Annotated in this window: 23 protein-coding genes; 18 read left to right on the top strand and 5 right to left on the bottom strand. The window is 66.4% G+C overall.

All coding sequences use genetic code 11. The features are described 5' to 3' along the window. Positions 1-12: 12 nt before the first annotated feature. The 12 genes from QW887_RS05020 to QW887_RS04965 all read left to right on the top strand — a co-directional run bounded on the left by QW887_RS05020 (position 13) and on the right by QW887_RS04965 (position 10452). On the top strand, positions 13-879 hold the full coding sequence (locus QW887_RS05020; protein WP_315711674.1) for an ABC transporter permease subunit: 867 nt from the start codon (positions 13-15) through the stop codon (positions 877-879). Continuing rightward, positions 879-1934, top strand: coding sequence for a branched-chain amino acid ABC transporter permease (locus QW887_RS05015; RefSeq protein WP_316194219.1), 1056 nt, complete (start codon positions 879-881; stop codon positions 1932-1934). Before QW887_RS05020 ends, QW887_RS05015 begins: the two co-directional genes overlap by 1 nt. Before the next feature lies 1 nt (position 1935). Further along, entirely contained in the window at positions 1936-2664 is a 729-nt protein-coding gene (locus QW887_RS05010) for an ATP-binding cassette domain-containing protein (protein WP_315711676.1), read from the top strand. Continuing rightward, positions 2661-3362 carry an ABC transporter ATP-binding protein gene (locus QW887_RS05005; protein ID WP_316194218.1) on the top strand — a complete coding sequence of 234 codons (702 nt, stop codon included), beginning with the start codon at positions 2661-2663 and terminating at the stop codon, positions 3360-3362. Before QW887_RS05010 ends, QW887_RS05005 begins: the two co-directional genes overlap by 4 nt. Positions 3363-3448: 86 nt before the next feature. Next, a complete protein-coding gene (locus tag QW887_RS05000; RefSeq protein WP_316170157.1) occupies positions 3449-4963 on the top strand; it encodes an amidase in 1515 nt (504 codons plus the stop codon). Continuing rightward, positions 4963-5265, top strand: a complete 303-nt coding sequence (locus QW887_RS04995) for a putative quinol monooxygenase (RefSeq protein WP_316170158.1) — start codon at positions 4963-4965, stop codon at positions 5263-5265. Before QW887_RS05000 ends, QW887_RS04995 begins: the two co-directional genes overlap by 1 nt. Positions 5266-5429: 164 nt before the next feature. Continuing rightward, the gene (gene ureE / locus QW887_RS04990) at positions 5430-5879 is read left to right on the top strand and encodes an urease accessory protein UreE (RefSeq protein ID WP_316170159.1); all 450 of its coding nucleotides are present in this window, start codon (positions 5430-5432) and stop codon (positions 5877-5879) included. Beyond that, on the top strand, positions 5872-6549 hold the full coding sequence (locus QW887_RS04985; protein WP_316186111.1) for an urease accessory protein UreF: 678 nt from the start codon (positions 5872-5874) through the stop codon (positions 6547-6549). Before ureE ends, QW887_RS04985 begins: the two co-directional genes overlap by 8 nt. A 16-nt stretch (positions 6550-6565) precedes the next feature. After that, complete coding sequence (gene ureB, locus QW887_RS04980; RefSeq protein WP_315711684.1) at positions 6566-7264, top strand: urease subunit beta; 699 nt, start codon at positions 6566-6568, stop codon at positions 7262-7264. A 4-nt stretch (positions 7265-7268) separates the two neighbouring features. After that, positions 7269-8975 carry an urease subunit alpha gene (ureC, locus tag QW887_RS04975; RefSeq protein WP_316172803.1) on the top strand — a complete coding sequence of 569 codons (1707 nt, stop codon included), beginning with the start codon at positions 7269-7271 and terminating at the stop codon, positions 8973-8975. After that, positions 8972-9616 (top strand): urease accessory protein UreG, encoded by a 645-nt coding sequence (ureG, locus tag QW887_RS04970; protein ID WP_316194217.1) that lies wholly within the window; start codon positions 8972-8974, stop codon positions 9614-9616. Before ureC ends, ureG begins: the two co-directional genes overlap by 4 nt. Beyond that, on the top strand, positions 9613-10452 hold the full coding sequence (locus tag QW887_RS04965; protein ID WP_316194216.1) for an urease accessory protein UreD: 840 nt from the start codon (positions 9613-9615) through the stop codon (positions 10450-10452). Before ureG ends, QW887_RS04965 begins: the two co-directional genes overlap by 4 nt. Here the strand turns inward: QW887_RS04965 and bla are convergent. Both bla and xth read right to left on the bottom strand, forming a co-directional pair. Continuing rightward, positions 10407-11276, bottom strand: a complete 870-nt coding sequence (bla, locus tag QW887_RS04960) for a class A beta-lactamase (protein WP_316194215.1) — start codon at positions 11274-11276, stop codon at positions 10407-10409. The genes QW887_RS04965 and bla overlap by 46 nt on opposite strands. Before the next feature lie 14 nt (positions 11277-11290). Then, positions 11291-12082 (bottom strand): exodeoxyribonuclease III, encoded by a 792-nt coding sequence (xth, locus tag QW887_RS04955; RefSeq protein WP_316186114.1) that lies wholly within the window; start codon positions 12080-12082, stop codon positions 11291-11293. A 78-nt stretch (positions 12083-12160) separates the two neighbouring features. Between xth and QW887_RS04950 the strand changes: the two genes are divergently transcribed. Continuing rightward, the gene (locus QW887_RS04950; RefSeq protein WP_316165307.1) at positions 12161-12403 is read left to right on the top strand and encodes an aldo/keto reductase; all 243 of its coding nucleotides are present in this window, start codon (positions 12161-12163) and stop codon (positions 12401-12403) included. Positions 12404-12725: 322 nt separating this feature from the next. Here the strand turns inward: QW887_RS04950 and QW887_RS04945 are convergent, their stop codons facing one another. Continuing rightward, on the bottom strand, positions 12726-13253 hold the full coding sequence (locus tag QW887_RS04945) for a flavin reductase family protein (protein ID WP_316165309.1): 528 nt from the start codon (positions 13251-13253) through the stop codon (positions 12726-12728). Positions 13254-13276: 23 nt separating this feature from the next. Beyond that, entirely contained in the window at positions 13277-14524 is a 1248-nt protein-coding gene (styA, locus tag QW887_RS04940; protein WP_316165311.1) for a styrene monooxygenase subunit StyA, read from the bottom strand. A gap of 95 nt (positions 14525-14619) precedes the next feature. Here styA and QW887_RS04935 point away from each other — a divergent pair, with 95 nt between their 5' ends. From QW887_RS04935 to QW887_RS04925, 3 genes are all read left to right on the top strand, one after another. Then, positions 14620-15525, top strand: a complete 906-nt coding sequence (locus QW887_RS04935; protein WP_315827517.1) for a LysR family transcriptional regulator — start codon at positions 14620-14622, stop codon at positions 15523-15525. Between the two features lie 416 nt (positions 15526-15941). After that, positions 15942-16682 (top strand): metallophosphoesterase family protein, encoded by a 741-nt coding sequence (locus QW887_RS04930; protein ID WP_316175338.1) that lies wholly within the window; start codon positions 15942-15944, stop codon positions 16680-16682. Between the two features lie 762 nt (positions 16683-17444). Continuing rightward, positions 17445-19760: an ATP-binding protein gene (locus QW887_RS04925; protein WP_315750995.1), complete on the top strand. Its 2316-nt coding sequence runs from the start codon at positions 17445-17447 to the stop codon at positions 19758-19760. 18 nt (positions 19761-19778) lie between these two features. On the opposite strand, the gene erpA is transcribed toward QW887_RS04925, so the two are convergent. Next, entirely contained in the window at positions 19779-20120 is a 342-nt protein-coding gene (erpA, locus tag QW887_RS04920) for an iron-sulfur cluster insertion protein ErpA (RefSeq protein ID WP_315711699.1), read from the bottom strand. 111 nt (positions 20121-20231) lie between these two features. Between erpA and QW887_RS04915 the strand changes: the two genes are divergently transcribed. Both QW887_RS04915 and argS read left to right on the top strand, forming a co-directional pair. Beyond that, positions 20232-21398 carry a deoxyguanosinetriphosphate triphosphohydrolase gene (locus QW887_RS04915; RefSeq protein ID WP_315711700.1) on the top strand — a complete coding sequence of 389 codons (1167 nt, stop codon included), beginning with the start codon at positions 20232-20234 and terminating at the stop codon, positions 21396-21398. Between the two features lie 8 nt (positions 21399-21406). Beyond that, positions 21407-23203, top strand: a complete 1797-nt coding sequence (argS, locus tag QW887_RS04910) for an arginine--tRNA ligase (protein ID WP_315711702.1) — start codon at positions 21407-21409, stop codon at positions 23201-23203. The last annotated feature ends 4 nt before the right edge of the window (positions 23204-23207 follow it).

The following is a 23207-nucleotide window of genomic DNA, read 5'->3' as shown; positions in this document are numbered from 1 at the left end:
AAGACCTGACGCATGGCGATCTACGTCATCCTCGCGCTCGACGTCCTCAATGGAATCTCGTCGCTGTTCCTGCTCTGCCTGGGACTGGCGATCATCTTCGGCATGATGAAGATCATCAATCTCGCCCATGGCGAATTCATCATGCTCGGCGCCTATGCGACCGTCATTTCCGCCAATGCCGGTGTGAACATCTGGATCGCGATGCTGATCATCGCGCCGCTGTTCGTCGGCATCGTGGGCCTTGTCATCGAGCGCTGCCTGATCCGCTTCCTCTATGGCCGTCTCGTCGATTCGATGCTCGCGACCTGGGGCCTCAGCCTCCTGATCATCGGGATCATCACGACGATCTATGGCAACACCCAGCAGGGCGTGCCGACGCCGCTCGGCGGCTTTTCGATTGGCTCGTATCAGTCGAGCTACTACACGCTGTTCCTTGCCTTGATGGCGGCCGTCATGATGGCGATCATCTACGGCGTGATGCGCTACACCCGTTTCGGCCTGGTCGCCCGCGCCACGATGCAGAATCCGGCGATGGCGGCGACGCTCGGCGTCAACCCGGCCCGGGTCTACATGAGCACCTTCGCGCTCGGTGCGGCCGTGACCGGCCTCGCCGGCGGCCTGCTGGCGCCGGTGTCCGGCATCACCCCCGTGATGGGCGGCGCCTATGTCGCGAAGGCGTTCATGACCGTGGTCGGCGGCGGCGCCGCGATCCTCTCCGGTACGCTCTCGGCCGCGAGCCTGTTCGGCTCGGTCAACCAGATCGGCGCCTATTTCACCACGCCCGTCTATGGCGAGGTGATCGTCTTCACCACCGCGATCGTGCTGATCCGCTTGCTGCCGCAGGGCATCTCCGGGCGCTTCTTCAAGGGAAACCTGTGATGGACAAGCACCTCCGTCTTTCCGGCCAGGTGGGCGCGATCGTCCTTGCCATCGTAGCGATTGCGATCGTGCCGAGCGTGATCGAGCTGTTCGCGCTGATGCAGCTGACGCTGTTCGCTGCAATGGCGGTGCTGGCGCTCAGCCTCGCCTTCATCTGGGGCTTCGGCGGCATCCTGTCGTTCGGACAGACCGCGTTCTTCGGGCTCGGCGGCTATGCCTATGCGATCGCGGCCATCAATTTCCAGGACTCGACGCCTGCGATCCTGGTGGCCATCGCGGTCCCGGCGACGTTCGCGGCGATCCTCGGCTATTTCATCTTCTTCGGCCGCATCTCCGACGTCTATCTCGGCGTCATCACGCTCACGGTGACCCTGATCCTGTTCAACTCGGTCAACTCGACCTCGGGCGATGCGTACAAGATCGGCAAGGCGCTGCTCGGCGGCTTCAACGGCATGCCGGCGGTGCCGACCTTCAACATGCCGTTCGATCCCTCGACCGTGCTGTCGCCCGAGCAGTCGTGGTGGACCACGGCCTATGTGCTGCTCGGCGTGTTCCTGCTGCTGCGTCTGCTGCTGGCGTTGCCGGCCGGGCGCATCATCGTCGCGGTGCGCGAGAACGAGGTGCGGGCCTCGCTGCTCGGCTACGACCCGCGGCTGGTGAAGTGCCTGACCTTCATCCTCGGCGGTGCGATCGCTGGGCTTGCCGGCGCGCTCTACGTCAACTGGGGCGCCTTCGTCAGTCCGACCATCTTCAGCCTGTCGCTGTCGGCGGAGATCATCATCTGGATCACGGTCGGCGGGCTCGGCACCTTGTTGGGGCCGATCATCGGCTGCGTCGTCATCGAATACATCGTCGCCTATATCGGCTCGCAGCAGCTGTTGAACTCCAACCTCGTGCTCGGCGGCGTGCTGGTGATCTTCGTGCTGCTGCTGCCGAAGGGCATGGTGCCGACCGCCCGCGATCTCGTGATGCGGCTGATGCCGGCCTCCAAGCCGAAAGCCAATGGTCCACCGGTGCAATCCGCTGCGGCGCCGCATCCTGCAGGAGCCGAATGACATGGCGGACCTCGTTCCTCTGCTCAAGGCCGAGCACCTGACGATGCGCTTCGGCGGCGTCGTCGCCAATGACGACATCACCTTCACCCTGCAGGAGATGGAGTTGCGCTGCCTGATCGGCCCGAACGGCGCCGGCAAGAGCACGTTCTTCAAGACGCTGACGGGACAACTGGTGCCAACGTCGGGCAGCATCGCGTTCCGCGGCATGCCGATCGCCGGCAAGCTGTCGCACGAGATCGCGCGCATGGGCATCGGCATCAAGACCCAGGTCCCGAACGTATTCAACGGCCTCTCGGTGCGCGAGAACATCTGGATGGCGGTGCGCCGCAAGGCGACCCCGCGCCAGCAGGGCCCGGCGGTCAATGCCGTGCTCGAGATGATCCGGCTGACCGACTACGCCGACAGCATCGTCGCGACGCTGTCGCACGGCCAGCGCCAATGGGTCGAGATCGGCATGGTGCTCGCCGCCGAGCCCGAGCTGATCCTGCTCGACGAGCCCGCCGCGGGGATGACCGACGAGGAGACCTTCCACACCGCTGCGATCATCCGCGAGATCAACCAGACCCGTGCGATCGTGGTCGTCGAGCACGACATGGAGTTCATCAAGCAGATCGCCAAGCGCGTGACGGTGTTCCACCAGGGCCGCGTGCTGGTCGAGGACACCGTGGACAAGGTGCTCGCCGACCAGCGCGTCCGCGACGTCTATCTCGGCAAGAAGGTGGCGGCATGAGTGCGCTTCTCGAAGTCAACGGGCTCAAGTCCGGCTATGGCCGGATCCCGATCCTGTTTGGCGTCGACCTGACGGTCGCCGACGGCGAATATCTCGGCATCCTCGGCCATAACGGCATGGGCAAGACCACGGCGTTGCGCACGCTGATGGGGCATCTGCCAACCACCGACGGCTCGGTGGTGTTCGCAGGCCGAGCCATCACGCATCTGAAGCCGCACGAGCGCTCGCGGCTCGGCATCGGCCTGGTGCCGCAGGGCCGGGAGATCTTTCCGGACCTTTCGGTCATGGAAAATCTGCGCATGGGGCTCGCCGCGGCTCCCAAGGAGGACCGTAGCGTCATCGATGCCGTGCTGCAGGATTTTCCGCGGCTGGTCCGCCTGCTCGACCGCCGCGGCGGCGCGCTGTCCGGCGGCGAGCAGCAATTGCTGGCGCTGGCACGCTGCCTGTGCACCAAGCCGAAGCTGATCCTGTTGGACGAACCGACCGAAGGCATCCAGCCGTCGATCATCGAGGAGATCATCGAGACGCTGCTGGCGTTGAAGTCGCGCTGGAAGATGTCTTTGATCGTGGTCGAGCAGAACCTCGAATTCATCACGTCGATATCGGACCGCATCCTGCACATCCAGAAGGGGCGTATCACCGAGGAACTCGACCGTGAGACTCTCCTGGCCCGGGAAGGTCAGATGGTCCCGAGCTAGAGCCCGTACCGGCGCAGCTGCGCCGGCCCATTGAACTGACAATCTGCTGTCTCTGCCCAGCTTGTCCTCACAAGAAAGGATGACTCATGTCCATCAAACGCCCGAATGCCGAGGAAGTCGCCGATCTCGCCGCCAGCCTGCACATGAACATGACGGTCGAGGAGGCCGCCGAATATCTGTCGCTGATGGGCGGCATGTTCGACCAGTACGATATCATTGACGAGCTGCCGAACCCGCTGCCGCCGGTGAAATATCCGCGCACGCCGGGCGCCAAGCCGATGCCGAAGGAGAACAAGTACAACGCCTGGGCGATCAAGACCGAGGTCAAGGGCGCAGCGGGCGGCAAGCTCGCCGGCCGTAGCGTCGTGCTGAAGGACAACGTCGCGCTCGCCGGCGTTCCCATGATGAACGGCTCGACCACGCTCGAAGGTTTCATTCCCGCCGCCGACGCCACCATCGTCTCCCGCATTCTCGATGCCGGCGGCACCATCGTCGGCAAGGCGGTGTGCGAGCACTTCTGCCTGTCCGGCGGCAGCCACACCTCCGATCCGGCGCCGGTGCACAACCCCTGGAAGATGGGCTATTCGGCCGGCGGCTCGTCGTCGGGCAGCGCCGCGCTGGTGGCGGCCGGCGAGGTCGACATGGCGATCGGCGGCGACCAGGGCGGCTCGATCCGCATTCCAGCTTCCTATTGCGGCATCTACGGCATGAAGGCGACCCACGGCCTCGTGCCCTACACCGGCGTGATGCCGATCGAATCGACGATCGACCACACCGGGCCGATGACCAAGTCGGTCGCCGACAATGCGCTGCTGCTCGAAGTGCTGGCCGGCGCCGACGGTCTCGATCCCCGGCAATATGCGCCGAAGGTCTCGGCCTACACCGAGGCGCTCGGCAAGGGCGTCAAGGGTCTCAAGATCGGCGTGCTCAAGGAAGGCTTCAGCGCGCCCAACATGGAAGAGGGCGTGGTCGCCAAGGTCAAGGCTGGCGCGGAGCGCTTCGCCAAGATGGGCGCGAGCGTGTCGGAAGTCTCGATCCCCGAACACATGCATGCGCTGGCGGCATGGAATCCAATCACGCTCGAAGGCTTCCTCGTGCAGATGATGCTCGGCAACGGCATGGGGTTCAACTGGAAGGGCCTCTACGACGTCGGTCTGCTCGATGCGCATTCCGGCTGGCGCACGCGCGCCGACGATCTGTCGGTGACGTTGAAGCTGACCATGCTGGTCGGGCAGTGGGGCCTCGAGCACTATCGCGGCCGCTATTACGCCAAGTCGCGCAACATCGCGATTCAGGCCAAGGCGGCCTATGATGCCATGTTCGGCTCCTACGACCTGCTGCTGATGCCGACCCTGCCGTGCGTCGCCACGCCGATCCCGGCCAAGGATGCGCCGCTCGCCGAGGTGGTGCAGCGCGCCTTCGAGATGACCGCGACGACCAGCCCGTTCGACGTGACAGGCCATCCGGCGATGACCCTGCCGTGCGGCCTCTCGGACGGCCTGCCGGTCGGCCTGATGCTGATCGGCAAGGACTACGCCGAATCCACCATCTACCAGGCGGCGGCGGCGTTCGAGGCCGACGGCGACTGGAAGACCTTCTGATGATCACCATCACCGCGGTCATCAGGGCCAAGGCGGGACACGAGGCCACGATGCGCGACGCTCTCGTCGCCGTCGCGGCCCATGTCGCGGCCAACGAGCCGGAGACGATCGGGTTCTTCATCTCGCAGAGCGAGACCGAGCCCGGTCTGTTCACCACCTACGAGCGCTTCGCCGACAAGGCCGCGATGGACCGCCACAACGGCTCCGCCGCGGTGGCGACCTTCTTCGGCGTCGCCAAGCCGATCCTCGACGGCGAGGTCATTCTCGTGACGTCGCAGGAGGTGTCGGCGACGCTGCGGTAGTGCGCTGGGAGGTACCAACCGTCTCCACAGTCATTCCGGGGCGATGCGACAGCATCGAACTATGGTGCGCAATTGCGTACCTGAGGATCTCGAGATTCCGGGTTCAGCCCTGGCGGGCTGCCCCGGAATGACAGTGATGACGTCAACGAGAGGAAATCACGCCGATGCTCCGTTTGCACGGCATCATAGGACGCGCCGACGACAGGGCCTATGCCGGCCGGCTCCATGCGCTGGAGCATCGCGGCGGCATCGAGCTGTTGTTCGTGCCGCCGGAGGACGCCGGCCGCAGGCGCTTCCGGCTGACCACCGATCGCGGCACCGACTGCGCCGTCAGCCTCGATCGAGACGAACAGCTCGTCGACGGCGCGCTGCTGCATCTCGATTCCGATCGCGCGATCATCGCCCGCTTCGGTGAGGAGCAGGTCTGGCACCTGCGCGCGCGCGATCCGGCCTGTGCGCTGAAGCTCGGCTGGCACGCCGGCAACCTGCACTGGCGCGTCCGCTTCGAAGACGATCATCTGATCGTGCTGCTCGATGCCCCGCTCGACACCTATCGCGCCCGCATCCAGCCGCTGCTCGATGCCGGCGAGGTCGTGGAGCGCGATCATGTTTGACCGCGGCGAGGTGCTCGCGCTGCTGCAGCTCGGCGACAGTGCCTTTCCCGCCGGCGGCTTTGCGTTCTCCTGGGGCATCGAAGGCCTCGCGGCCGACGGCCTGCTGTCCGGTCGCGCCGACCTCGACGGCGTTATTGCCGATCACCTCGCGCAGCGCTGGGCCAGCATGGATCGCATCCTGCTCCGCCGCGCCTGGCACGCCGACGACATTGCCGCGATCGCCGCCGTGGATCGCCTCGCCGAGGCGACAACGCCGTCGGCCGAGATGCGCGAGGGCTCGCGGCGCGCGGGCAGGGCGCTGCTCGGCGTCTGGGTCAAGCTCGCCGGTCCGTTGTCTCAGGCGTACCGTGCCCGCGCTTCTGCCGATGCGCGGCTCGGACATCTGCCGGTGGTACAAGCCATCACCGGCCGCGATGCCGGCCTTGGCCTCGACGCGGCCGAACTGGTCTCCGGCTGGACCCTCGTCGCCGGCCTCGTCAGCGCCGCCGTGCGGCTCGGCCTGATCGGCCACATCGAGTCGCAGCGCAGCCTCGCGCTTGCCCGCGCACGGCTCGCTGATCTGCTCGACGAGACACCCGACGACGACGCGATGCCGTCGAGCTTCACGCCCTTCATCGACATCGCCGTGTCGCGCGGTCCGCTGCGGCACGTGCGCATGTTCACGACCTGACCAGAGGTGCCGCGCCATGATGAACCTGTCGCCGACCGAGATGGATCGTCTCGTGATCTTCAACGCCGCGCAGATGGCGCGGCGCAACCGCTTGCTCGGCATCAGGCTCAGCCATCCGGAGGCGGTGGCCTACATCACCGACGAGGTGATGACCGCGGCGCGCCGCAATCTGCCCTATGCCGAGATCCGCGACATGGCGGGACGGCTGCTCACGACCGACGACGTCGAGCCCGGCGTCGCCCAGATGATCCCGATGCTCTATGTCGAGCTGATGTTTGCCGAGGGCACCAAGGTGATGGCGCTGTTCGAGCCGATCCAGCCGGCCGACGGCACTGCGGGTGACGAGTTCGTGCCCGGCGAAATCATTGCGGGCGGCGACGACATCGCGATGTTCACTGAGCTGCCGGCGGTCACGCTCGACGTCGTCAACACCGGCGACCGGGACATCCAGGTGCGCAGCCACACCCATTTCTTCGAGGTCAACCGCGCACTGTTGTTCGATCGTGCCGCCGCCTGGGGCATGAAGATTGATCGTCCGGCGGGACTCGGCGTCCGCTTCGAGCCGGGCGTCACCAAATCGGTACGCCTCGTGCCGATCACCGGCGACCGCATCGTGCGCGGCCAGGCCGGACTCGTCAACGGCCCGCTCGACGCGGCCGGCGCGCGCGAGACCGGGCTGAAACTCGCGCAGTCGCGCGGCTATCTGGGAGCTTGAACTCATGGCCACGCTGACCCGCCGCGCCTATGCCGAGCTGTATGGCCCCACCAAGGGCGATCTCATCCGGCTCGCCGACACCAGCCTGCTCGCCGAGATCGAGCACGACTACACGACCTACGGCCATGAGCTCCTGGTCGGCGCCGGCAAGAACCTGCGCGACGGCGAGGCCATCGCCGGCCACCGCACGTCGTCCCACAAGATCCTCGACGTCGTCGTCAAGAACGCGACCATCGTCGACGCCGTCGCCGGCATCGTGAAGGCCGACATCGGCATCCGCGACGGGCGTATCGTCGGCATCGGCAAGGCCGGCAATCCCGACGTGATGCCGGACGTGCATCCGGATATGGTGGTCGGCCACACCACCGCGCCGATCGCCGGCGGCCCGTTCATCGTCACCGCCGGCGCGATCGAAAGCCACGCGCATCTGATCTCGCCGGAACAGTCGGACCATGCGCTGGCCGGCGGCACCACGACGATGATCGGCAACGGCTCCGGGCCGGTGTTCGATGTCGGCTCCGGCTCGGGGCCGAATTTCGGGCACTTCCTGAAATCGATCGAGTTCTCGCCGCTGAACTACGCGCTGTTCGGCCGCGGCGGCTCCGATCCCGAAGCTGTCGAGGAGGCGGTTGCGGCCGGCGGCATGTCGGTCAAGATCCACGAGGACTTTGGCGCCGCGCCCGACGTCATCGACAAGAGCCTGATCGCCGCCGACCGCAACGACTTCGCCGTGCATCTGCACACCGACTCGATCAACGAATACGGCTTCTGCGAGGACACGATGGCGGCGGTCGACGGCCGCACCATCCACATGTATCACGTCGAGGGCGCCGGAGGCGGCCATGCACCCGACCTGCTCAAAGTAGTGTCCTGGCCGAACGTGATCCCGTCCTCCACCAATCCGACCAATCCCTACACCTCCTACGGCATGGAGGAGGGCGTGCCGATGACGATGATCTGTCATCAGCTCAACTACAACGCGCCCGAAGACGTCATGTTCGGCGAGGCGCGGGTGCGGGCGCAGTCGATGGCGGCCGAGGATTTCCTGCACGACATGGGCGCGATCTCGATCTTCGGCACGGACACGCAAGGCATGGGACGTCTCGCCGAGAACGTCGCCAAATGCTGGCAGCTCGCCAGCGTGATGAAGGACCGCATCGGTCGGCTGCCCGAGGAGACCACCGCGCGCGCCGACAATGAGCGCATCAAGCGCTACGTCGCCAAGCTCACGATCAATCCCGCCATCGCCGTCGGCATCGATCATGTCGTCGGTTCCATCGAGGTCGGTAAGATGGCCGATCTCGTGCTGTGGCCGCGCGCCTCGTTCGGCCTCAAGCCCTACATGGTGATCAAGAACGGCTTCCCGGTGTGGGCCGCGATGGGCGACGGCAATGGCAGTCTGGGTCTCTCCGAGCCGATGATCCAGAAGCGGATGTGGGGTGCGCTCGGCGCAGCGCCACAGCGGCTCGGCGTCAACTTCATGTCGAAGCTCGCGGTCGACGTCGGCATCCGCGCCAAGCTTGGGCTCGGCCGTGAGACCGTGCAGATCAAGAACGTGCGCCGGCTGCGCAAGACCGACATGGTCCGCAACGCGGCGATGCCGCATGTCGAGGTCGATCCGCAGACCTTCGAGGTCCGTGCCGACGGCAAGCTGCTGATGTGCCCGCCTGCGACGACCGTGCCGCTCGCGAGGAGGTTCATGCTGCGATGAGCCGTCTCGCTCTCACCCGCACCGATGCGCCGATGACCGCCGCGCGCGTCGGCATCGGCGGTCCGGTCGGCTCCGGCAAGACCGCTCTGGTCGAGCGCCTGATCCCGGCGCTGCAGGCGCGCGGCATCGACATCGCGGTCATCACCAACGATCTCGTCACCGCCGAGGATGCCGAGCGCGTCCGCCGCTCGGGATTGATCGACCCGGCGCGCGTGTCGGCGGTCGAAGCCGGCGCCTGTCCGCACACCGTGATCCGCGAGGACCCGACGCTCAACATCGAGGCCGCCGACGAATTGGAGCGGCGCTTTCCCGGCGTCGAGCTGATCCTGCTGGAGAGCGGCGGCGACAATCTCGCCTCGACCTTCTCGCGCGACCTCACCGATTTCTGGATGTTCGTGATCGACGTCGCCGGCGGCGACGACATCCCGCGCAAGCGCGGCCCCGGCGTGATCCGCGCCGATCTCCTGGTCATCAACAAGGTCGATCTTGCCCCGCATGTCGGCGTCGATCTCGATCGCATGCAGCGCGAAGCGGCCGAGGTGCGCGGCGGCCGTCCGGTGCTCTTGACCAACTGCCGACGCGGCGAGGGTATTGATGCGATCGTCGATCTGCTCGAGCGCGAGGTGCTGTTCCGCACGTGAGCGCTTCAGCCCCAGAGCCGCCGCGGCTCGATCTCTCCTTCGTTCGCCGCGGCGGCCGCACGGTGATCGACCGCCGGCTGTTCGCGTGGCCGTTCGTGCTGACACGCAGCTTTCACACCGATGCCGAGCGGCCGGACCTGCTCAGCGTGATCCTGCAGACCGGCAGTGGCGCGGTGCATGGCGAGGACCGGTTGACGCAGCGCTTCACGCTCCATGCGGGTGCAGCCGTTTGCGTGACCACGCAGGGCGCCACCTCAGTCCATCGCGCCGAGCCGGGCGCACGTGCCATGGAGCAGGTGCTGCTCCGGGTCGAGACCGGCGCCAGGCTCGATTATCGGCCGGAGCCGCGTATTCTGTTTCCCGGGGCTGCGTTATGCCAGGTGCTCGAACTGCACTGCGCCGCCGATGCTTTGGCCCTCGTGACCGACGCCTTCACGATGCATGATCCGGACGGGCAGGGGCGCTTGTTCCGCGAGCTCGACTCCGCGCTCGTCGTGCGCCGGACGGGCGAGGCGCCGCTCCTCATCGACCGCATGCAGCTGCGCGATCCTGATGTCGCCGTCTTCAACGGTCATCGCGCATTCGGCTCGGCCGTGCTGATGCTGCCGCTGACGAACGATCTCACCGCGCTCCGCCAGCGTCTCGCCGATGCGCTGTCCTGCATCGACGGCCTCTACGCCGCGGCAAGCCTGCTGCCGGAGAGCGCCGGTCTCGGCGTGCGCCTCGCGGGCCGCCAGATGCGCCAGCTGCGCACCGGATTCGACGCGATCGCCGCGATCTATCGCGAGGCTCAGGCCCCGAGCGCGCCGGCGACGGCTCGGCCGACCGCTGCGTGAACCGCGTTGCGCTTGTCGTCGCTGGCCTTGGTTTCGGTGAGATAGCTGCTCACGACGACCGGCGCGCGCCCTGTCGGCCAGATCACAGCGACATCGTTGCTGCTGCCGCGCTCGCCCGCGCCGGTCTTGTCGCCGATGCGCCATTCGCCGGGCAGGCCGGCGCGCAGCTTGGCGCCACCGGTCTTGCAGGCGATCAGCCAGCCATTCAGGATGTCGCGCGATGCCGCCGACAGCGCCGTGCCGGTCGTCAGCTTCGCCAAGGTCTGCGCCATCGCCGCGGGCGTCGTGGTGTCCCTGGGATCGCCGGGCACGCTTTCATTGAGCGCAGGCTCGATGCGGTCGAGCCGGGTGATGGCGTCGCCGAAGCCGCGGATGGCGCGGGTCAGGCCGGCGGGGCCGCCGAGGCTCGCCAGCAGCAGATTCGCCGCCGTGTTGTCGCTGAGCGTCACGGTCGCCTCGCACAATTCGCCGACCGACAGGCCCGACGTCCCCACATAGGCCTTGGTGACCGGCGCGTAGGACAGGATGTCTCCTTGCGCGATGGGAATGCGGCGCGAGAGCTGCTCGGTGCCGGCATCGACCTTGGTGAGGATCGCGCCCGCCAGCAGCGCCTTGAAGGTGCTGCACATCGGGAAACGCTCGTCGAGCCGATGGCCGCTGAGCGCCCCGCTCGCGGTGTCCAGCAGCGCCACGCCGAGTCGCCCGCCGCTGTCGGCTTCGATGCCGGCGATGGTGGCCTGCAGGTCGGCGGCAAGCACCGGCTTCGCCGCCAGCAGCGGCACGATTGCGAGCGGAAACAATTGCCGCCGTGTGTAGATTGTCATGGACCGTCCTCGAGTTACGCCGTCTCGAGATCGAAATCGGCCCACACCGGCACGTGATCCGACGGCTTCTCCCAGGCCCTGACATAGCTGTCGATGCCGACCTCGACCAGCCGGTCGCTGGCCTGCGGCGACAACAGCAGGTGATCGATCCGGATCCCCGCGTTCTTCTGCCAGGCGCCGGCCTGATAGTCCCAGAACGTGTACTGCCCCGGCGCATCGGTGACGGCGCGCAGCGCGTCGGTGAGCCCGAGGCCGAGCAGCGACTGGAAGCTCTCGCGCGTCTCCGGGCGAAACAGCGCGTCCTCGACCCAGGCCTCGGGGTTGGAGACGTCGGCGGCAGCGGGGATCACGTTGAAGTCACCTGCGAGGATCAGCGGCTCCTCGGTCTTCAGCCGCTCACGCGCGTAGTCACGAAGCCGCGACATCCATTTGAGCTTGTAGGGATATTTTTCCGTGTTCGGCGGGTTGCCGTTGGGCAGGTAGAGGCAGGCGATGCGCACCACCCCGCTCTTGAGGCTGACCACGCCCTCCAGGAACCGCGCATGCACGTCCTCGGCATCGCCGTCGAGCCCGGACTTGGTTTCGTCGAACGGCAGCTTCGACAACAGCGCGACGCCGTTGAAGGTCTTCTGGCCGTGCGTCACCACGTTGTAGCCGAGCGCCTCGATCTCGAGCCTTGGGAATGCGTCGTCCGTGCACTTGATCTCCTGCAGGCAGACGATGTCCGGGGAGCATTCCTTGAGCCAGGTCAGGAGGTGATCGATCCGCTGCCGGACCGAATTGACGTTCCAAGTGGCGATACGCATTGGCTTGAGGTTCCCGGGGGGAAGGAGAAACGGCCCCGGTTAGATCAAGCCGCGACCACTCCGGTCAAGGCGGATGGCGTGGGAATCACAGGCGGGCGCAACATTCCGCAGGTGGCGCTGAACTGGCTGCTGCAGCGCCCGACGGTCGCGACCATCATCGTCGGCGCCCGCAACGAGAGCCAGCTGATCGAGAATATCGGCGCGGTCGGCTGGAGCCTGACGGCGGAGCAGGTGGCCACGCTCGACGCCGCGAACGACACGCCGGCGGCCTATCCGGTCTGGCATCGGCGCGGCTTCCCGATGCTGAACGAGCGTCGCTAGTCCAGGACGAGCGGAACTGCTGTGGATCATCAGCCTGAGGCCTCGTGCCTGCAGTGCCGATCCATTTGACGACGACGCCGGACGGGAAGTAAAATTAGGTTCGATCGTCACGTGGCCGCGCTCCGGTCATTCTGGAGCCGCCACAACGGGGGGCATCGACCCCGGACCGATCGGCGGTTGAGCCTCACGACTGTGCCGGACCCGCAGTCTTCAATGTGACGATGTTTGGCTCACTAAGTCGTCCCGGCGGACCGCATCAGATTTTCCACTGACTTGGAGGGTGGGCAAAGGCGCGCAGCGCCGTGCCCACCGCGCACCACGATCAGATCGTCCACCCCTCCGCCGGATACGCCAGCCCGTCGCTTGGCAATATCTCCGCGCCCAGCCCATTGCGAAACCGGCTGGCGTAGAATGCCAGCGGCAGGCCGTCCTGGTGGCGGCACCAGCGGACCTCGCCGATGAACACCGTGTGGTCGGCGATCTCGACCGTGCTCACGACCTCGCAGCCGAATTGCGCGATGGCCGCCGGCAGCAGGAAGAAGCCGTCACGCGCGTCCAAGGCAGGCGCGCCCTGTGCGAGGGCCGCGCCGGCGAAATGCCGGCCGATCGCGACATCATCGGCCGCGAGCACATTCACCGCATAGCGGCCGGACGCGCTCACCGCCTGCCAGGTGCGGCCGCGCTTGAGCGAGACCAGCACCGTCGGCGGCTGCGTCGAGACCGTGGTGAAACTGTTGGCGGTCATGCCGACCGGCGCGCCGTCGCCATCGCTGCTGGTGACGACGGTCACGCCGGTGGAGAACCGCGACGCGGCTGCGCGAAAACCCGCGGCATCGGGATGATGGCTCATCGGCCGCTCTCCGTCATCACGCCTCACGCCGCGAGCCGCGTCCGCTCGTCGATCCAGGCATGAATGCGCCGCTCGCTCGCCAGCCGGTCCCACTGCCGCTCCGGGTAGTTGAAATTGTCGGTGAACTCGTCGCAGAGCCCGCGATCCTGCGCCATGGTGAAGATCAGCCGGCCCATCGCCTCCGACGGCGGCTGCAGCATCAGGTTGGTCCAGCGCGCCGCGGCGAGCACGCGGTTCTCGCGCGCGCGATCGACCGTCTCGACGAAGCGGTCGTCGAACGCCACCGCCTCGGTGATCGCCTTGCCGAGTTCGAACGCGGCATAGGAGGCCATGTTGGCACCCTGGCCCATCATCGGATCGACCACGGAGTGCACGTCGCCGAGCGCAATCGCGATCTTGCCGTCGTCGAAGGTGACCGAGGAGCGCCGCACGGTCGGCACCACGGCGCCCTGCAAGAGGTCCAGCGGCTGCAGATCGAAGCGGTGCGTGTCGATCCGGTTGTAGGTGTGCGGATGGTGCTTCTCCAGCTTGTCGAGCAGCGTCTGCCGGAAGGCTGAGGGATCGGCGTCGTAGTTGAGCGACACCAGCTCGGCCATGTCACCGCCGGGAATGTTCTCCATCAGCAGCGCCGTCTTCATGCCGCCGAAGGTGAGCGTCGGAATCACGATCATCTCGCCATGGCCCGGAGAGACCGACAGCGTCACGCCGCGCGGATCGTCGCCCTCGGGGCTGCCGTGGTCGACGCCGTCATAGAGGCCGACGCAGAGCAGGCGCTGCGGCTGGTTGTAGGGCGACAGCTCCGGCCGGTGGCTGAACATCCGCCCCAGCGCGCCCTTGCCGGTCGATACCACCAGCAGGTCGAAGCGCGCCACCAGCGCCGGAATGTCGTCGTCCTGGATGCTGGCATATTCGATCGCGCCGCCGCGGTCCTCGAAATCCTTCATCAGCGCCGGCAGGTAGATCCGGTAGTCGACCGCGCGGCTCGGCTGCTTGAAGGCCCCGCGAAAGAGCAGGGGGCTGCCGGGGAAATTGAAGTAGTGATCGTGGTGGTGATAGACGAATTCGGGACTGTCCCAGTGGTTCACGCCGAGCTCGTTCTCGCGCGCCACGGTGATGCCGTGATGGGCCACCGTGTTCATCAACCGCGTTGCAGCATACTGTTCCGGCTCGCGGTCGGTCAGAACCGTGGCCTGGATGCCTTTCTTCTGCAGATACAGCGCCAGGTGCAGCCCGCCGATGCCGGCCCCGACGATGCCAATCGACTTCTCCATGGTCTCCCTCCGTTTGATTTTTTGAGAGGCTAGACCGGCCCGCCTCCTGACGTATACGGAATGACGAGAATAAAACTCATTCCGGGGAGGAATGGATGGACCGGATCGACGCGCTGCAGACCTTCATCCGCGTCATGGAAGCCGGCAGCTTCACCCAGGCCGCGGCCGATCTGGGCCTGGGACAGCCGGCGATCACCAAGCGCATCGCGCTCTTGGAGGAGCAGTTCGGCTGTCGCCTGTTCGTCCGCACCACGCGCAAGCTCCGGCCGACAGCCGAGGCCGATCGCGTCCTCAAGCTCGCCAAGGACATCGTCAGCTTGTTCGAGAGCGCGGGCATGCCGTCGCCGAAGCGCGTCGGCGCGCCCTCGGGCACCTTGCGGATGACGGTGCCGACCTCGTTCGGCCGCCATTTCTTCAGCGACGTCTTCGCCGAATATGGCCGCCGTTATCCCGAGGTGCGGCTCGACATCCGCTTCACCGAGCAGTTCGTCGACCTCGTGGAGACCGGGACGGAGCTCGCCATCCGCATCGGCGTGCTCAGCTCCAGCTCGCTGGTCGCGCGGCGCGTCGGCACGGTCAAGCGGCTGCTGGTTGCGGCGCCATCGCTGCTCGCAAGACACCGCCCGCCGCGGTTGCCCAATGATCTGCGCCAGCTCCCCTGCGTGACCTATTCGCGGCTGTCGCCGAAGAACGAGTGGAGCCTCGAATCCGAAACCGGCCGCCACGTCGTCGGCATCACGCCCTCGCTCACCTGCGACGACGCCGACATCATGACCCTGGCGGCGCTGGAAGGCCTCGGCGCCGCCGTGCTGCCGGACTGGTGCGCGGTTCAACACATTGCGTCAGGCAGGCTCATCCATCTGCTACCCGACTACGACGTTCCGTCGCTGCCGCTTCACGTCGTCTATCCCGACCCGCAATGGATGTCGCACCGCGCCCGCCTGTTCCGCGACCTGATCATCGAGCGCGCGGATGTGTTCGCGATCGGGGCGCTGCAGTGAGGGAATTTTCGCAACCACCAAGGGAGCAGTGCCCTCGCGACAAACGCGACTGTCTTCGCCGGGCTCGACCGGGCGATCCAGTGCGCCGAGGCGGTTGTGGCGATACCGATGGACCGCGGCGTACTGGATGCCCGCCTGCGGGGGCTGACGGCAAGGATGTGGCTGCATGGGAGCTGAAGACGCGCAGCGACGCCTCAGCGTCGTAGGCGCCGAGGCCACCGCTTCCGCTGCAGTATAGATGGAGCGAGGAGGCGCCGCGCTCTAGTTCATCCGGCGTCTCCACCGTCGTTGCGAGCGATGCGAAGCAATCCAGGGCCGCCAAGGACTCTGGGTTGCTTCGCTTCGCTCGCAATGACGAGGATGCTAGAGTTCTACCTCACGCGACTGAAGAGAGACGGGACTGCGAGGGGGCGACAATGCGGCTGGCTGTGATTTCCGACGTGCATGGCAATCTGCCGGCGCTGGAGGCGGTGCTCGCGGACATCAAGATGCGCGGCGTCGACGCCACGGTCAATCTTGGCGACTGCGTGACCAGCCCGCTGTGGCCGCGGGAGACGTTCGATCTGCTGCAATCCCTGGCGCTGCCGACGGTGCGCGGCAATCATGACCGCTGGATCGAGGAATGGCCGGAGGAGAAGTTGTCGCCGGCCGGCCGCTTCGCGCGTGCGGCGGTCACGCCTGAGCAGCGACGCCAGTTGCATGCCCTGCCGGCGCGGATCGCGCTGGAGCATGGCATCCTCGCTGTGCATGGCACGCCAGACGATGACTGTGCCCTCCTGCTCGAAGAGATGCTGGACGATGGCCGCTACGTCCCGGCGCGCCGCGACGTGCTCATCTCACGTCTCACCAACATCGGCGGTGCCACGCTGGTCCTGTGCGGCCACAGCCATCGGCAGGCGGTGGTGCAGGTGCCCCGTGGGCCGCTGGTGATCAACCCCGGCAGCGTCGGCTGCCCGGTGTTCGGCGACATCCCGATCGCAGCCCAGCTCGAACATCGCTCGCCGCACGCGCGCTACGCGGTTCTGACCGAGCGACGCGGACATTGGCAGGCCGACCTGCTGGCGCTGACCTATGACTGGGATCACGCGGCGGCGCGTGCCGCCGAAAACGGTTTTCCGCATTGGGCCAGTGCCTACGCCTCCGGCGCGGTGCTGTGAGGGATCAGCGAACAACGACGTGGTGATTGCGGTCCCGCGTGCACGTCGGGCAAATCGATCCACCGCATGACCCATGTTGGCGATGCCAATTGGGCGCAGCCGGCGTCGAATAGCGTGCGCCGAGAGATTAATTTCACGAGCGCCTTCAAGCTGATTTGCCCTGTCCAGTCCCGGTGCGAAAAATATCGTGGTTTCGCTTTTACAGAATTCATGCTCCTATGTCGCCGTCCCGCCCCGGCACGAGGGGCGTATCGCGATCGTCACGACACGCGGGGTGGGATGCGATGGGCGTCGTGGGCCGCAGCATGGCGTGATGCCGTGCGGACGAACGGCACAGGGCGCACGCCGAAATCGCATGGTCCTGGTCTCCCGACGCTGAGGCCACGCCGGTGGTGACGATGATCCGCCGGTCACGGGGGCAAGACAGCCCGGTCCCCGGGGAGAATGCGTATAAGGCGTAGAGCCGTCGTGCAGGGAATGCCGGTTGACCGGCTGGACCTGTGGTGACTGCCGCCTGCTTTCTTTCTGCAGGCGGGCCATGGGTTGCGGCCAGCGCCCGGCATTCCCTGCGCCCTCGACCTGAACGAGGGGGAAACGGACGATCATGACTCGGGCACATCGTGCCGCGGGAACGATGAGTTGCATCCGGCGCTGCCAGCGCGGGCATTCGGAGTTTCCGTAATTCTACGGGCGGAACAATTAACGCGGCTGAAGCAGCCGATCAGGCATGGCAAGGGACCACAAGGAAAGCATCGCGCCCTCATGAATTGGCCTGGGGATCCCACGAGTTCGAAGCGAACCGCAAGCGCCAGTCCGCTGGGCGCGTTCTTCCTTTGGATCGGCGGCTTCGGCGCCATCGAGGGTCTCGACGACGAAGCGCTCACCGAGCGCGATCGCCGGCGCATCCGGGCGCGGCAGGTCGATGCCGTCGCGCGCCTCGTCCCCGTGACAATCGGCATCAATTTCGCGAACGCGGCCATCATTCTCGGCGTGTTCTGGAACACCGTCTCCAATCTCTTCCTCATCGCGTGGGGCACTGCGATCGGCGTGGCCGGCGGCATGGCGCTGCGCGGCTGGTGGCGCGCGCGCAAGTCGCGGCCGCAGGAGGCGTCCGAGCGCGCCATCTCCCGGATGACGCTGCAGGCGTTCTTCTTGGCGACGATCTGGGGATCGCTGCCGCTGATCGTGATGCCGCAGGTCGATCCGCATCTGCAGATCATCGTGGGTTCGCTGATGACCGGGATGATCTCCGGTGGCGCGTTCGCGATGTCGAGCGTGCCGCGGGCTGGTCTCGCCTACACCTGGACCTTGATGCTCGCCTCGGTGGGCTCGCTGTTTCTGTGCGGCGGCGCGACCTATCTCGTGCTCGTCGTGTTCCTGCTGCTCTACACGTCGTTCATGGTGCGGCACCTGGTGTCGCACGGCAACGTGTTCCTGGAGAACCTGAAGGCGCAGATCCGGCACGAGCGCCAGAACGAGACGATCTCGCTGCTCCTGAAGGAATTCCAGGAGAACGCCGCGAGCTGGCTGTGGCAGACCGATGCCGAGGGCCGGCTGATCGACGCGCCGCAGCGTTTCGCCGACGTGGCCCAGCTTCCGCTCGATCAGCTCAAGGGCGAGCGGCTGATCGATACGCTGAAATATCTCTGCCCGACCGATACGGCGACGCTCAAGACGTTGGCCGATCGCATGGCGCAGCGGCTGTCGATCCCGGAAATTCTGATCCATGTCGTGGTGGCTGGCGGCGAGCGCCGCCGTTGGGCGCTGACGGCGCGGCCGGCGCGGGATCACGAGGGCAAGTTCGCAGGCTATCGCGGCTTCGGCCGCGACGTCACCGAGCGCTGGCGGGCCGAGCAGGCGGAAGCCGAAAGCCGTGCCAAATCCGACTTCCTGGCGATGATGAGCCACGAGATCCGCACGCCGATGAACGGCGTGCTCGGGCTCGCCTCGACCTTGCTGGAGACCAAGCTCGACGACGAGCAGCGTCACGCGGTCATGACGATCCGCGAGTCCGGCGACAACCTGCAGCGCATCCTCAACGACATCCTCGATCTGTCCAAGCTCAACGCCGGCAAGCTCGAATTCGAGACGGTGGATTTTTCGCCGGCGGCGCTGGTCGAGGCGGTCACCGCCATCATGGGCGTCAACGCGAAATCGAAGAGCCTGCTGGTCAATGCGGATATCGATCCGAAGCTGCCGCCGGCGCTCAAGGGCGACGTGGCGCGCATTCGTCAGGTGCTGATCAATCTTGCGTCCAACGCGGTGAAGTTCACCGAGCAGGGAGGCATCACCATCGCCGTGGCCTGCCGCACGCGCGACGACCACAGGGCGACGATCGAGTGGCGCGTCTCCGACACCGGCATCGGCATTCCCGCCGATCGGGTCGGCAAGCTGTTCACGGATTTCGCCCAGGCCGATGCCTCGATCAACCGCCGCTTCGGCGGCACCGGGCTCGGGCTGGCGATCTCCCGGCGGATCATCGAGCAGATGGGCGGGGTCATCGCGGTGTCGTCGGTGCAGGGCGAAGGCTCGACCTTCCGCTTCAGCCTGACCTTGCCGTGGAGCGACAAGCAGGTGTCCGATCAGCGCGGCGACCGGGTCGGCGCCGGCGACCTCAAGGCACGGATCGAGGCACTCGGCCGTCCCTTGCGCGTGCTGATCGCCGAGGACGACGCCACCAACCGCATGGTTGTGTCGAAGATGCTGCAGGAGTTCCCGGTCGATAAATGCATCGTTCCGGATGGCGTGCAGGCGGTGAAGGCGGCCGACGAACAGGAGTTCGACCTCGTGCTGATGGACGTTCGCATGCCGGAAATGGACGGCATCGCCGCGACCCGGGCCATCCGGGCCAAGGGTGGACGGCTCGCCGAGCTGCCGATCATCGCGCTGACCGCGAACGCCTTCCCGGACGACATCAAGCAATGCCGCGAGGCCGGCATGACCGACTTTCTGGCCAAGCCGTTGCGCAAGCCGGCCATGGTGGCGGCAATGCTGAAGGCGATCGGAACGCCCGCGCCAAACGTCGAGGCGCCGGCGCTTGCGCCGTCAGATGTCCCGGCTGCGACGGCGGAGGCCTGAGCCGACAACGAGGGGACGCTAGACCGAGAAGCTGGTGCCGCAGCCGCAGGAGGCGGTGGCGTTGGGATTATTGACCCGGAACGAGGCGCCCATCAGGTCGTCGACGAAATCCACCTCCGAGCCGGCGAGGAATGGCACCGAGGCCGGATCGACCAGCACGACCGCGCGATCGCGCTCGATAACGAGATCGTCGTCGGCCTTGGCGCGGTCGATGTCGAACTTGTACTGGAAGCCGGAGCAGCCGCCGCCTTCGACCGAGATGCGCAGCATCGCGCCGGCGCTCTCCTTGCCGAGGATCTCTCCGATGCGGCGGGCGGCGCGTTCGCTGATGGTGACGGGGCCGGTCGAGGCATCAGTCATGGCAGGAGGTCTCCGAGGTAGCGCGTCATGCCCTATTCATTTGGTGCCGGGCGCTCCCCATAGTTAAGTGGGCTCCGCCGAGGAATCAAACCGCAAAAGGAACAATCGCCCGTGTCGGTCGGAATGGCTGCCCCCCGCGCTCCCTATTCCTGCGATCCCGATCGCAGCCGGGGCCGCCTGTTCGCCGAGCCGCCGTCCCGGACCCGCAGCGCGTTCCGCAGGGATTGCGACCGCGTCATCCATTCGACCGCCTTCCGCCGGCTGAAGCACAAGACCCAGGTGTTCGTCTTCCACGAAGGCGACCACTACCGCACCCGCCTGACCCATTCTTTGGAAGTGGCCCAGATCGCCCGCGCGCTGGCCCGGCAGTTCGGCCTCGACGAGGACCTGACGGAGACGCTGGCCTTGGCGCATGATCTCGGCCATCCGCCGTTCGGCCATGCCGGCGAGCGCGCGCTGAACCGCTGCATGGCGGACCATGGCGGCTTCGACCACAATGCCCAGACATTGCGCATCGTCACGTCGTTCGAGCAGCGCTACCCGGATTTCGACGGACTCAACCTGACCTGGGAATCGCTCGAGGGCATCGTCAAGCACAACGGGCCGTTGCAGGAGCCGATCCCGCCGGGAATCGCCGAGTTCAATACCCGGTTCGACCTGGAGCTGTGGAGCTACGCCTCGCTCGAGGCCCAGGTCGCGGCGCTCGCGGACGACATCGCCTATGACGCCCACGACATCGACGACGGGCTGCGGGCCGGCCTGTTCACGGTCGACGACCTCAAGGAAATTCCCCTGCTGGCCGCGATGATCGCCGAGATCGATCGCCAATATCCGGCGCTCGATCCGATCCGGCGCGGCGCCGAGCTGGTGCGCGAGCTGATCTCCTACCTGATCGCCGCCGTGGCGGCCGAGGCCGAGCGCCGGATCGCGCGGGCGCAGCCGATGTCGCCTCACGACATCAGGCGGCACAGCGGGCCGCTGGTGGCATTTCCGGCCGATGTGGCCGAGCATGAGGCGACCATCAAGGGGTTTCTCTGGCAGCGGATGTACCGCCATGAGCGGGTGATGCGGGTGATGCGCGACGCCGAGCGCATCGTCGCCGACCTGTACGGCCGCTACCATGAGGACGGTTCGACGCTGCCCGCGGGCTGGCTGGACGGTTGCGACGGCGAGGGCGATCGGGCTCGCCGCATCGGCCATTTTATCGCCGGAATGACGGACCGTTTCGCCTTAACGGAGCACCACCGGCTTTTTGACTCGACTCCGGATTTGCGTTAGGCGGCGGCATGGTTGAACAAGCGTCCACCCCCTATCTTTTCGCCGACATGCTGGCCCGCGTGCACGCGATCTGCGCCGCGCTCGCCAAGGATGGCGGCTGGCCCGAGGGCATCGATTTTTCGCGCGTGGTCGTCGAGCCGCCGCGCGACCCGAGCCATGGCGACATGGCCACCAACGCGGCGATGGTGCTCGCCAAGGAGGCGAAGGCCAAGCCGCGTGATCTCGCCGAGCAGATCGCCCAGCGCCTGCGCGAAGATGCGCTGGTGGCGAAGGTCGACGTCGCCGGTCCGGGTTTCATCAATCTCACTTTGCAGCCGACGGTTTGGGCGAAGGCGCTGGCGACGATCCTGCGCGAAGGCGCCGCCTACGGCCGCGTTGCGCCGGTGCCCGGCGCGCCGAAGGTGAACGTCGAGTACGTGTCGGCCAATCCGACCGGGCCGATGCATGTCGGGCACTGCCGCGGCGCGGTGTTCGGCGATGCGCTATGCAGCCTGCTGCAGTTCGCCGGCCGCGATGTCACGCGCGAGTACTACATCAACGACGCCGGCGCGCAGGTCGACGTACTCGCGCGCTCCGCCTTCCTCAGATATCGCGAGGCGCTCGGCGAGGACATCGGCGCCATTCCGGAAGGGCTCTATCCCGGCGACTATCTCAAGCCGGTCGGGCAGGCGCTCGCGGCCGAGCACGGCGACAAGCTCAAGGCGCTCGCTGAGACCGAGTGGCTGCCGATCGTGCGCGACAAGGCGATCGCGATGATGATGGCCGAGATCAAGGATGATCTCGCCGCGCTCAACATCCGTCATGACGTGTTCTTTTCGGAACGCTCGCTGATTGCAGGCAGCACCAACAAGGTTGCCGACACGATCGAGTTCCTGCGCGAGCGGGGCGACGTGTATGAAGGCCGTCTGCCGCCGCCCAAGGGCGCGCCGGTGGAGGATTGGGAGGATCGCGAGCAGCTTCTGTTCCGCGCCACGGCCTATGGCGACGACGTTGATCGGCCGCTGATCAAGTCGGACGGCAGCTACACCTATTTCGCCTCCGACATTGCCAACCACCGGCACAAGTTCGAGCGCGGCTTCGCCGACCTGATCGACGTGTTCGGCGCCGATCACGGCGGCTACATCAAGCGCATGCAGGCGGCGGTGAAAGCGGTGACGGCCGGACAGGCCGTGCTCGACGTCAAGGTCGTGCAGCTCGTCAAGCTGTTGCGCAATGGCGAGCCGGTGAAGATGTCGAAGCGCTCCGGCGACTTCGTCACCTTGCGGGAAGTTGTTGATGAAGTGGGGCGCGATGCGGTCCGTTTCATGATGCTCTACCGCAAGAACGACGCCGTGCTCGATTTCGACCTCGCCAAGGTCATCGAGCAGTCGCGCGACAATCCCGTGTTCTATGTCCAGTATGGCCACGCGCGGGGGCATTCGATCTTTCGCAATGCGCGGGAGAGCCTCCAGGACCTGCCGGAGGACGAGGGCGCGCGGTTAGCGTTCCTCCGCGAGGCCAACCTCGAAAAACTCTCCGACTCGGCCGAACACGACCTCTTGAAACGCCTGGCACTGTACCCACGTACGGTGGAGAGCGCAGCGCTGGCGCATGAGCCGCACCGGATCGCCTTCTACCTGTATGAACTTGCAAGCGAATTTCACGCCCTCTGGACGCGGGGGCGGGATTTGCCCTATTTACGCTTCATTATCGATGATGATGCAGAATTGACCAAGGCACGTTTGGCCATGGTTCAGGGCGTCGTCTCGGTTCTGGCGTCGGGACTTGCGATCTTGGGCGTTAATGCTCCTGATGCAATGCGCTGATTGG

The organism is Bradyrhizobium sp. SZCCHNRI3052 (genome assembly GCF_032484895.1).
Lineage (GTDB): Bacteria > Pseudomonadota > Alphaproteobacteria > Rhizobiales > Xanthobacteraceae > Bradyrhizobium.
The sequence above is the reverse complement of the archived record's forward strand: the minus strand, read 5'-3'. Positions and strand labels throughout refer to the sequence as shown.